Annotated in this window: 9 protein-coding genes; 5 read left to right on the top strand and 4 right to left on the bottom strand. The window is 36.3% G+C overall.

Features of this window, described 5'->3' with window-relative positions; translation table 11 throughout:
* Positions 1–25: 25 nt before the first annotated feature.
* A complete protein-coding gene (locus PFY10_12805; protein WBV55115.1) occupies positions 26–1,792 on the bottom strand; it encodes a RagB/SusD family nutrient uptake outer membrane protein in 1,767 nt (588 codons plus the stop codon).
* 17 nt (positions 1,793–1,809) lie between these two features.
* Positions 1,810–4,854 (bottom strand): TonB-dependent receptor, encoded by a 3,045-nt coding sequence (locus PFY10_12810; protein WBV55116.1) that lies wholly within the window; start codon positions 4,852–4,854, stop codon positions 1,810–1,812.
* 326 nt (positions 4,855–5,180) lie between these two features.
* On the opposite strand from PFY10_12810, the gene PFY10_12815 reads away from it, so the two are divergent.
* Positions 5,181–6,248 carry a phosphatidylinositol-specific phospholipase C1-like protein gene (locus PFY10_12815; GenBank protein WBV55117.1) on the top strand — a complete coding sequence of 356 codons (1,068 nt, stop codon included), beginning with the start codon at positions 5,181–5,183 and terminating at the stop codon, positions 6,246–6,248.
* A 128-nt stretch (positions 6,249–6,376) separates the two neighbouring features.
* Here the strand turns inward: PFY10_12815 and PFY10_12820 are convergent, their stop codons facing one another.
* The gene (locus PFY10_12820; protein ID WBV55118.1) at positions 6,377–8,170 is read right to left on the bottom strand and encodes a metallophosphoesterase; all 1,794 of its coding nucleotides are present in this window, start codon (positions 8,168–8,170) and stop codon (positions 6,377–6,379) included.
* 76 nt (positions 8,171–8,246) lie between these two features.
* Positions 8,247–9,056: a hypothetical protein gene (locus tag PFY10_12825; protein ID WBV55119.1), complete on the bottom strand. Its 810-nt coding sequence runs from the start codon at positions 9,054–9,056 to the stop codon at positions 8,247–8,249.
* 369 nt (positions 9,057–9,425) lie between these two features.
* Between PFY10_12825 and PFY10_12830 the strand changes: the two genes are divergently transcribed.
* From PFY10_12830 to PFY10_12845, 4 genes are all read left to right on the top strand, one after another.
* The gene (locus tag PFY10_12830; protein WBV55120.1) at positions 9,426–9,614 is read left to right on the top strand and encodes a hypothetical protein; all 189 of its coding nucleotides are present in this window, start codon (positions 9,426–9,428) and stop codon (positions 9,612–9,614) included.
* Positions 9,615–9,679: 65 nt separating this feature from the next.
* Entirely contained in the window at positions 9,680–11,347 is a 1,668-nt protein-coding gene (locus PFY10_12835; GenBank protein ID WBV55121.1) for a tetratricopeptide repeat protein, read from the top strand.
* 12 nt (positions 11,348–11,359) lie between these two features.
* Positions 11,360–12,025, top strand: a complete 666-nt coding sequence (locus PFY10_12840; protein ID WBV55122.1) for a response regulator — start codon at positions 11,360–11,362, stop codon at positions 12,023–12,025.
* A 139-nt stretch (positions 12,026–12,164) separates the two neighbouring features.
* Positions 12,165–12,503 carry a YegP family protein gene (locus PFY10_12845; protein WBV55123.1) on the top strand — a complete coding sequence of 113 codons (339 nt, stop codon included), beginning with the start codon at positions 12,165–12,167 and terminating at the stop codon, positions 12,501–12,503.
* Positions 12,504–12,505: the final 2 nt, after the last annotated feature.

A 12,505-nucleotide genomic window follows, 5' to 3' on the forward strand; every position in this document is an offset into this window, starting at 1 on the left:
GAAAATAATCATTTATATGAGAAAACTAGTAACCCGGATTCTGTGTAAAATCATTTGATGCATCAAGTGTTGCCTGAGGAATCGGGAAAATTCTTCTGTAAGGTTGGGACGCTGACTTAGCCGTTCCCGGAAGATCGAATTTCCCAAATCTTATCATCGCTTTCCTTCTGTACATCTCCCAATACAGTTCATAGCCGGACTCTTTAAATAAAGTATTTGCATCAAGAGAAGCAATCGCAACACCCGGAGCATTATTGTATAAAGATTCGCGGGTCCTGCTGGTTCTTAATTTATTAACATCGGCTAACGCTGCTGCTATATTTCCATTTCTGAAATAGGCTTCTGCACGCATCATATAGATTGTTCCCAATCTGTATAATGGGACGTCCATTCCGCTTGTTCCGTTGTTTCCATAGCCCGGATCAAATTCAAATTTAAAATTTCTTACTCCTCTGTTGATCTGCGCCTGCGTAAATACAGCCTCAGAAGGGTTATCAAAATTTAGTTCAGGAGTAAAATCTGCAGCAAGCGTTGTGTTTTTTTCTGTAAACAACTTAAACACTTTAATTCTTCCATCTGCGGTCATATCGAAATTTCCATTTTGAAGAATTTTAGGCCCATATTGCTGACCCACCTGCAGTCCTCTGTTAAAATGAAACCATGGTTTTCCTGTTCCTTCCACTTTACTTGTTGAAGGCACGCTCACATCAGTTCCGTCATTTCTGAACCATGTTCCGTCTTCATATTGATAGGTTCTTTGAAAACGGGGGTCATCATGATTCCCGTTCCATGAGTAATAGAATTCAGGAGTGACACATGATGCATTTGTTCCTCTGTTATCCGGTGAAGGCTTCTGGCTCCTTTCCATTGACATATACGCTAAATCGTTATCCGAACCCTTGTCTGAACTGGCTATTTTTTTCTGAACAATAGTAAAGATCATCTCCTTGCTCGTATCATTATTGATATCAAAATTGTGAAAATAATTAGACTCTAAGCTAAAGTTAGGATTATTAATCAATAAGTTACAATATTCAATCACTTTATCCATATCATTTCCTCCCCCATTCACAGCCTGCTCTGTAAAATTGAAAGTACCTGCCGTTTTGTTTTTTAAAACTGCCCTGTTCAGGTACATATCTGCCAAAAGTGCATAGGCGGCTTGCTTTGTAAACCTTCCTGCATGGGTATTCTGAGTTTTAATATCTGCTAAATTGGGAATAAGCCCTGTTACTTCAGTGATTAAAGCATCAATTGTAGTATCTGCCTTTCTGATCACAATCGGGGCATTGATATTATCCGGATCCCTGTAAGGAGCTTGTCCAAATAAATCGATGGTTGTATAAGTATAATATGCCAATAATCCTTTTGCTTCTGCTAAAAATAATGCTTTATTGGCTCCTGTACTTTTGTTAGCGCTCGATATTGCCGTTAAAGATTTGGTAATCCCGAAGTTCAGCTGGTTCCATGTCGTTTTAACCACGTCACTGTTGGCATCCCAAGTAAATTCGTGCATAGCTCTCCACTTTCCTCCGTCTCCCCAGTCACTTCCTCTCGTAGGAAGAATGGCTTCATCCGTAGAATATTCCTGCAAAGCAAAAACACTTCCATGGTCCACAAAAGTTCCTTCGCCAAGCTGGCTGTAAGCAGCAGCCAAAGCAGCCTCTGGATCTGCAACTTCAGAACCCAGAACCTCATCGATTACTTTTTCATCCAGATTTGTACATCCCATTAAGGCCAATGCAGCAATGGATAAAATAATTTTATTAATATTTAAAAAATTAGATCTCATGATTTCTTTAACTCAAATTAAAATTTAACAGTTGCCCCCAAAATGAATGTTTTGGCAGACGGATATGTTGTATAGTCGATTCCCAGAGACTGGTTCCCTCCTACTTGTTTGTTCGTATCAACAAGAGGATCATATCCCGAATAACTGGTGATGGTAAATAAATTTTGTGCGCTTACGTAGAGATTAATGCTCTTTAAAAATTTCAGTTGTCCCATGTCGAAAGTATATCCTAGCCTTACGTTGTTCAAACGAAGGAAATCGGATTTTTCAAGATACAAAGAGGACAGTTGGGGCTGATTGGTGAAACTTGCTCCCGAATCGTAGAAATTTTTCAAAACATTCCTGTCTGAGGCTAGGTTATTGATATTCAGGTCAAGCGCCGTATTATTAACGAGATAGCCTCCGGTTTGTCCGATGAAAGAGAATGCAAAATCAAATCGCTTGTATTTCATATAAGAATTGATCCCGAAGGTAAAATTGGGTATAGCTCCTTCGAAAATTTTTCTGTCATTCTGATCGATTCTTCCGTCTCCGTTAATATCTTCATAGATATATTTTCCGTTGGCATCAACACCGAGATAATTCAACATATAGAAAGAACCCGCCTCATACCCGTTTTTGTAAATATTCGCCGTTACCCCGGAAAGCCCCGGTCCCGAAACTTCACCGGAGTAAATCGCTGATACCGGAAGATTTTTTACAACATTGTTCACTGTCGCCCCGTTCACATCAAGGTTCCATGTAAAATTTTCATTTTTGATGATCTCTGAACCTAAGCTGAATTCAAAACCTTTATTGACAATCTGTGCATCAACATTCTTCCAAACAGTGCTTGTTGGGCTCAAAGGTCTTGAAGGAATATTTAAAATAGGATCTTTCGTCGTCTTATGATAATATTCCAATGATCCGTACAATTTATTTTTCCATAGACTGAAATCTGTCCCAATATTGGTCTGCTCCACAACTTCCCATTTCAGGTCAGGATTTACCGTTCTATTGATGGCCACTCCGTTGATCAGATTTAAGTTATCATACAGATAATATCCCGCAGCTTGTGTTAATGAAGAACTCGCTTGTGTAATTTTGTTCGGAACTTCCTGGTTACCGGTTTGTCCCCAGCTACCTCTTAATTTTAATTCATTGATGATCTGAGAGTCCTTTAAGAAATTTTCATTGGAAACCGTCCACCCCACCGCAAATGAAGGGAAATATCCGTATTTATTATTTTTACCAAAACGAGTGGAACCGTCTGCTCGTAATGAAGCTGTTAGTAAATACTTTTTATCAAAATTATAATTTACCCTTCCGAAATAGGACTGCAATTCATTTTCCTGCGCATATCCCGCTCCGGGAATAAATGCCGTTCCTGAATATCCCGGATTAATTTCCGGTGCAATTCCCGCTCCCTGAGCAGCAATATCCTTTACTCCGAAATAAGTTCCTGTAGATTTGAATTTCTGATATGAAAAACCTCCCAGCAAACTGAAATTATGCTTATTTAAACTAAGATCATAGGTTAAGTAATGTTCCAACAGAATATTATAAGAATCAAGATTGGCCTGAACATACATTCCTTTGGGAGTTCTGTCGGTAATATTCGGATACATAGTGGTGTTTCTCTCCGACATTGTTTTATCGATCCCTAAATTGAATTTATAATTCAATCCCGGCAAGATCCTTAAAGTTGCCTCTGTATTTCCCAAAACCCTGAAGGTATTGGTCTTGTCATTATAAACACTTAACAGATATAATGGATTATAATGAGCGTTCATATTAAAATTAGTGAAGTTCCCGTTTTGATCATAAACAGAACGGGTTGGGTTCGCCATCAGGGCATGAATAATGACTTGACCATCCGATCCTGCATTACCTCCGTTCGGGATTCCTGTTTCCCTGATGTCACTTGCCGTAAGGTTTACTTTAACCTTTAGCCTTTTATTGTCAAAAAAAGACTCTTCTGCATTCAGACGGGCAGTTGTTCTTTTAAAACCACTGTTGAGAACAATACCGTCCTGATCCATGTGAGAAATGGAAGCAAAATAATTTCCTGTTTCCGTAGCTTTTGAAAATGATACCGAGTGATTCTGAGACACCGCGTTTCTATAGATCTCATCCTGCCAATCCGTATTTCCTCCGTGATCATAAAGCTTATCAACTCCGGCAGCTCTGTACTGATCTGCCGTTAGCAGATCCAGCTTCTTAATAACAGAAGAAAAACCAAGATAGGTATCATAGGTAAACATAGGTTCTCCTCTCTTTCCTCTTTTCGTGGTGACCAAAACAACTCCATTCGATCCCCGGGCTCCATAAATGGCAGCAGCCGAAGCATCTTTTAAGACGGTGATTGATTCGATATCACTGGTATTCAGAAAGTTTAATGGATTTTTTGCCTGTGCATTTCCTAAACCTACATTCGGGCTTGTTGCACTCACCGCATCATTACTTAAAGGAACACCATCTACAACAAATAAAGGAGTACTACCACTCCTTATTGAACCGATCCCACGAATAGATACGTTCACTCCGGCCCCCGGTTCACCGCTTGACTGAACTATACGAACACCGGCAATCTTTCCCTGCATCAGGTTATCCACAGAAATGTTCATTCCTTCTTTGAAGTTTTCAGCCTTCAACTGGCTGACAGCTCCTGTTAAATCAGATTTTTTCTGGGATCCATAACCTACTAAAGTTACCTCTTCGATAGAAGTTGCTGCTTTTTTGGATTTTAGCCGTACAGAAACAGAAGTTCCGTCGATCTTTATCTTCTGAACTTCATAACCGTCATAAGAGACTGATAATGTTTGTCCGATAGTAGCAGAAATGCTAAAATTTCCTGAAGCATCTGAGATGGCTGTAGCTCCCGTTTCTGCAACCATAATTTTTGCCCCCTCAACCGGTGATCCTTCCTGATCCAGAACAACTCCGGAAATCGTCTCATTTACCTGCGAGTAAACAGGGCTAATGGTCGTAAACCCCTCTGCATTGGCCTGATTGGCCACCAGAAAGATTAACGCTATTGGAATTAGCTTTTTAAATTTAAAAAAATTAATTTTGTGGTACATATCATTAAGTAAATTGTAATAAACATTTGCTTAGTAAAAAGCCGCTGTTGTTCCCGCAACAGTGGTTTTTTTCAACTCTTTTCACAGCTTATTTTCGGCATACAAAGTAAATTCATTTCCCCAAAAACTATTTTAACATAATATTATCTTAAGATCAACAAAATATAAATATCCCAAAATGAGAAAATAATATCGTTTTAACTTTCAGAGTCTTACAAACAGTATCTTTTACCGTATTTACATAATCTTAAAAATTTATTAACATAATATATAAATTATCTAAGGACAAGAGTCGCTAATTTCGCCATGACAAAATTTGAGTTATTATGAAAAAGGCTGCCGTTTTTCTGTTATCCTTATCACCCTATTTTTTGCTATGGGCACAGAGACAGAATCTGGATGATGTAAAGATGAATGAAATCCAGGTGATCGGCTCCCATAACAGCTATAAGAAAGCAATCCTTCCTGAGGTGTATGATTTTCTGGCAAAAAAAGATTCATTACATTCCCTGCCTAAAATTCAATACGAGCATATCGCGATCCCGGAACAGCTGGATTTAGGATTACGGAACCTCGAACTTGATGTGTATGCAGACAGCAAAGGCGGAAAATATGCCCACCCGAAAATTTTAGATCTTGTCAAAACAAAACAACCTTTTGATCCGGAAGGGAAAATGAAAAAGCCGGGATACAAAATGATCCATATTACGGATATTGATTATCAGACCTGGTATTACACACTTGAAGAGTGTTTAAAGGATCTTAAAAAATGGTCCGACGCACACCCTGATCACGACCCTATATTCATTACCCTGGAACCTAAAGATGGCGGAGCCAACACATTCGGAACCGAACCGGAGCACTATACAAGCCAATTATTCGATGACCTTGATAACGAGCTTAAAAAGTACCTCGGTAAAAACAAGATCATCACCCCGGATGATATTCGCGGATCCTATACCACATTGAACGAAGCAGTCCTTCACAAGAACTGGCCGACCGTAAAAAATGCCAAAGGAAAGTTTCTTTTTGTGCTGGATAACGACGGAGAAAACAGGGATCTCTATATCAAGGGACACGCTTCTTTATCGGGAAGGATGATATTCACTAATTCAGTACCCGGAACCCCGGAAGCTGCAGTATTGTTCAGGAATGATCCCGGTCCTGAAATCCGGGAACTCGTACTAAAAGGATATATTATCCGCACCAGGGCAGATGCAGATACTATGGAAGCGAGAGCCGGAGATTATTCAAGGTTTGAAAAAGCCAAAGCAAGCGGGGCACAAATAATTTCAACAGATTATTACTTACCCAGCAGGCTTTTTAAATCAGATTATAAGGTAAGTTTTGAAAATAATACTTATGAAAGAAAAAATCCGGTAAACGGACAATAATTACACAAGTTCACATTCATATCAAAGAAAAGCAGTCTTAGCATAAGGTTGCTTTCTTTTTATTTTAAAAAATCTTTTAATAACGAAGGTTTGAGAAGCATGATTCAGCCATTCAACATAAGATTCCTCTACAGTTTTTTTACTGATTGCTTTTTCAAATCAATTTCAAAATGATCAGCCGGATCTCCGTTTGAAAGCAGGGATAAGATCCTGAAGACAGATTTTAGCTTTAATATAAAAGGATCCTTCGATTGATTTTGCTCAAAAGATTTTACCAGAACCTGATATTGCATCCACCTTTCCTTCGAAATATCCTTTCGTGCAAGTTCATCAGCAGACTGGAATTTATACAGGTCGAACAACAGATCTTCAAGATTCCATTTTTTGAACGAATGTATATTGATATTTTTAGGCAATGTATATTTTGAATCCTCAGAAAGCAAAAGCAATTCTTTCCCTGATAAGGATTTCCCTTTTTCAATAAAATCCTTTGGCCAATCATCCAGGATCATCCGAAGGCGAACCAATTCCTTAAGATGAAACAACATAAAATCATGGTAGGACTTTGTTTTCAGGATTTCTTTATTCCACAGGAGCTTCCCCGGGATTTTTTGCAATGCTTTGTATTCCTTTTCGTATAACGGAAACAACTCATCAAAACGAGGGACTTCATGTAAAACTTCTGTCCTTACTTCCATTACATCCTGTGAATGAATGGTAAGCACTTTATAACCTGGTAAATAGGCTGCAAGAGAAGGAACCTGTATATTCACCAGCATCTTATCCCCTATTTTCCGTATCCCCGTATCATTGATATGCATGTGTCCTGCAAAATGAATCTGCAACCCGGCATCTGCAAAGTCTTTGGCTACTTCTTCTTCCGGAACCCTTTCCAGCTGCCATTTCTTCTCTCCTAAAAGATTTTTGATCTCATCTGTTGCCCCGTCATTAAAATCGATCATCGGGTAATGGGTAAAGGCAATCAGAGTTTTACCATTTCTTTCAGCTTCTTCTGCAATCTTCTTTACCCATTGGATCAAATGCTTTTTATGCGTCAGAACATTATTATATCCTATACTCGCTCCGTTATAATTTCCGGGATCATCCGAGCTTTTATTGAGGTTCTTGGGAATATAAGTGTTGCCATCAATAGCCATCATCCAAACCCCATTTACCGGTTCTACCACATAGCTTAAGTCAGGGACTGAAAATCCTTTGGAGACTTCATACATCCTGTTAGGGTAATTGGCACATTTCATTGCATGATCATAGGAGTAGCCGGAATAAGAATAGTTGGCAAAAGGAGTACTCCAATACAGATTCCCTTTTTGCGGGTAAAAACCGAAATCTTTAAGTTCATTCAAAATCTCGAGATACCCCGATTCTGCAATGTCCTTCGTAATAATATTCCTTTTATTTTTTGACAGGATTTTATTACTGTAAATCCCCAATGCATTTCCATCGCTTCCTAAAAAATCATCTTTCCCTCCATCCTGATAAAATGGGCCGACAGGATCATGATTTCCCGTTGTTATGTAAAAATTAATCCCATACTTTTCATGATACGTCCTCAGAATCCGTTGCAACCCGCGTATATTGTACGCTTGCCCGTCATCCGAAAAATCACCGGGCATGGCAACAATCTTAATTCCTTTCGCAGCAATATCATCCAGCGCTTTCAGAAAGGCAAAATAATTTTCATTAAAAACTCGTGTGGAATGCAATTGAGCATCCATTGTCCTCAAAATGGTTGCTTTTCCTGTTTTAGGATTAACAATCCCTTTAAAATCATGATCCGAAAAACTTCCATATACATCCTGAAAATGCACATCCGAAAGAAAAGCAATCTGCACCGGATTTTGTTGGGCAGATAAATAAGTAAAAGCAAAAAGTAAAGTGGAGAGAATTCCTTTTTTTAACATGGTAAAAATAACCCGAAAATTAGAAGATTATTTTTGGAATTGATTTAAGGGAATTTTAAATAATTGTGAAAAAAATTCATTCTTCCAATTTAGCATTTTGACCTGCATAATTCTCTAATATTCCTTCAGAAACATCTTTTAAAGCTTTTTCATTTTTAGGATGTTTCCCATAACTTGTAAAAAATTCTACATGATTTTTACTTTTATCATACCATACTTTACCTAAGCTATTATCAACATTAAGTGTATCAGGTCTATTAATCCGCTTAAAATATCTAAAATCATGTGGATTCATTGCAACCACTTTCAATTGAGGACCAAGATCACTGCTATCTGTGGCAATATATCTATCTCCATCCCAATACATATAATTCTTTTCCACATCAAGCTTGCCTCCAGACATAATCCCTAAAGAATGTATCATTCCATCATCGTATTTCTTATTATTTGAAAAAATAACCCCTCCTGTAACCAAAAAAATAACAAACGCCATTTCTACAAGCCCAAGCCCATTTTTCTTAATAAAATCTGGCATTGCAAGAATTGGCTTATTAATAATATTAATTACGATTCTAGAGACCGTTTGATTAATTGTGTATTCTATTGTTTTCCAGTCTAAACAATAATTTTTGAAATTATCATATCCTAAATAATTGCTTAAATCATCAAGGATTACAGGCTTAATATTATAATCTTTCTCACTTTCAACAATAGTTTTATAATAAGTCTCAAAGGTTTTATAGCTCAGGTTGACTTTAAAATCATCTAACAAACTTCTTTCTAGTGATTTTAGAATCCCACTAGGAGATTTCTCAGTTGTCTCATTTGATGCCTTTTCAAATACATCTTCCAGTAGCTTTTTTTTCTGGGATAAAAATTTTGACATATAGCAATAGTTTTTATTCGGAAAATTAAAGGGTTTATCAATAAAATCATTACGGTTTCCCGTACAAAAGTTTCCAAGAACTTTCCAAAAACTTTCTAACACACACTTTCTCCATTGTTGGATATTTGCTCCAGAAATCAATGACAGACAAAACGTTACAATAACAAATTTACAAAACTGATTTCTAAATCACCAGATAAAACGGAAGAAAACTCCGGGTTGGGAAGCAGATGTTTCTCTTCCGTTTTTGAAGGTTCTACTTCCCAAAAAATTTAAGAAGCGCTTCAAATTTTTTAACCGTGTAAAACTATCTGCGATCTGTTTCGCAGGGAAGAACACGAATGCTTTAACATTAAATTTTTTGACAAAATGATCGAGTTTATATTAATGCTATTAGGCTTAGCATTCCCAAATAATAACGCAAATACAGCAACAAGTAATGATAACAATTATCCAATTGTACAACCCGTAACACAAGGAGGACCTACAGATCCTATTGGAGGTGTAGGAGGAGATGGTGATACTAGCGGAGGAAGCGGACAAAAACCACCTCTTTAATTAATTTATATCCAAGAGCTGTTTCTTACAGCTCTTTTTTTTATTTTAGTATCAAATACTAGATTTTGAAATATTTATATTTTTTATGTTCCCTTTGCTTGCTTTATTCTTGTAAGAAAAATTCAGAAGTTAATTTTCCTGAAAAAAATTATAATAGTCATTTTTACAATTTAGCTAAAAGTTCAGACGATGAAAAAACAGCTTTTAAATACTTTAACTATGCTAAAGATGACTACTTGAATAAAAAAGATTCGCTAATGGCTGGAAAATCTCTTATTAATATGGCAATCATATTGTCAAATCAAGGAGATAACTATGGTAGTTTACAAACTTCAATAGAAGCGAATAAAATATTAAAGAATTCAACAAGTAAAGAAACTTTTGCCTCAAATTACAATTGTATGGCTATTGTTTCTGAAAATTTAAGACAATATGACAAGTCTATAGAATATTACCAAAAGGCCATAGAATATACATCTGATACAATTATTAGACTAGCATACTTAAATAATATTGGAAACTCATATTTGTTAAACAAAAATTATCTAAAAGCTTTAGAATACTTTAAACAAGTTCTTAAGAATAAAAAATCAATAATTAATAAAGTTGACTATGCGAGAGTTATAAATAATTATGCTAAGGCAAGTTATTTAATAAATCCCAATTACAACCCCATCCCAATTTATGAAAAATCACTGCAGATAAGAATAAAAGAAAAAGACTTGCAGGGGCAAAATTATGTTTTAGCCAGCTTTACAGATTTCTATCAGAATAAAGATAATCAAAAAGCATTATCTTATGCATTACAGAGATATTCTGTAGCCAAAGCGATGAAAAATCCAGATGATCAATTGGAAACGCTACAAAAACTGATAGTTTTAGATCCTACAAATTATCTAAAGTATTTTAATCAATTTCAATCCATAAATGACAGTACACAAATTGCGAGAAGCTCTTCTAAATATCAATTTGCACTGATCCGCTATGAAACGGAAGAAAAAAATGCAGAAAACATGAGATTAAAAGCGGATAAGGCACAAAAGGATAGCTTATTTTTTAAACAATCAATCATTCTTTTAATTGTCATACTAGCTTTAGTCATTACTATTGTCTTATACCGAAAAAGGCAAATAAGGTTAAAACAAGAAAACGAATTAAGAATAAAAGAAAACCAACTCAAGCTCTCCAAAAAAGTACACGATGTAGTAGCAAACGGTATCTATCAGGTAATGACCAAGATTGAAAACCAGGAAAGCTTTAGCAAAGATGAGGCGCTTGATGAATTGGAATTTGTTTATGAAAAATCAAGGGATATCTCCTATGAAAAGACCGATCTTACTAATAACGAGAAGAATTTCAATGAAAAAATATCGGAACTTATAGGCTCCTTTAATAATGATACTGTAAAAACCTATCTTGCCGGAAACGATGCAAGCATATGGAAGGGATTACAAGAATCAACCCTGACAGAAGTATACCAGATTGTACGTGAATTACTCGTAAATATGAAAAAACATAGCCGGGCAGACCGGGTGGTTTTCAGATTTGAAAGGGAAAATGAATTTATCAAAATTTACTATACCGATAATGGAATTGGCATTCCCGGAGATATTATATATAAAAATGGGCTGTCGTCTACGGTTTCCCGTATAGAAACAATCAAAGGAGAAATTATTTTTGACACCAAAACCGAAAGAGGATTGAAGATCAACATTTCATTTCCTGTTTCCTAAAAACTAAAAAGAATGTTCAAAAAAATTTTAATCGCTGAAGACCATGAAAGTATTAATCTTTCGGTACAAAAAACACTGGAAGACCTCAACATTCCGAATGTTGATTATGTATATTACTGTGATGATGCATTGGCAAAGGTTCATAAATCCATTCGGGAAAATGAACCTTACGACCTGTTGATCACTGATTTGTATTATGAAGAAGATCACCGGCAGCAAAACATTAAAGACGGAAGAGATCTTATCCAACAAATAAAGGCACTTCAGCCTTCCCTTAAAGTCATTGTCTTTTCCGCCGAACACAAATCCGGAATCATCGATTCTCTTTTCAAAGACTATCATATCAATGGATATGTTCGTAAAGCAAGAAACGATTCCAAAGAGCTGAAAAAATCAATTGCATCTGTTTACATTAATGAAAATTATCTGTCTCTTGATTTAAAGCAGGAAATAAAAAAACTAAATAGTTATGAGTTTTCTGCGTATGAAATTACACTCGTTTCCCTTCTTTCAAAAGGAGTTCTGCAAAAAAACATTCCTGATCTCCTACAGGAAAAAAACATAAAACCTAACAGCTTAAGCAGTGTTGAAAAAAAATTGAACAGCTTAAAAGAAGATCTTGAGGTAACCAGCAACGAACAACTGGTTGCATTTTGCAAAGACATCGGAATTATTTAAAAAACAAATTTTCCATCCCGATTTAATATAGCCTTTCATTTTTTTGAAAGGTTTTTTTGTTTTTTGCCCGTTTTACGGATTCCCGTAAGGATTGGTTTTGAAAGGGTTATACTTTTGGAATGTTAAATAAAAAACAATCATGGGAAAATTTGTAATTACTCAGAGAATAAACAATGAGTATCAATTCAATCTTAAGGCTGGAAACGGAGAAATTATCCTGACCAGCGAAGGCTATGTTCAGAAAGCCTCCTGTCATAAAGGAATAGAGTCTGTAAGAATCAATTCAAAGGACGATTCCAGATACGACAGAAGAGAGGCTGTAAATGGTAAAGATTATTTCGTCCTGAAAGCCAGAAATGGGGAGATCATAGGAAAAAGCCAGCTCTACAGCTCAAAAACAGCAATGGAAAATGGAATTCACTCTGTAAAATCCAACGCTCCAACCGCAGAAATTATTGATGAAACCCTTAAAAACTAAAA

The organism is Chryseobacterium daecheongense, assembly GCA_027920525.1.
Lineage (GTDB): Bacteria > Bacteroidota > Bacteroidia > Flavobacteriales > Weeksellaceae > Chryseobacterium > Chryseobacterium proteolyticum.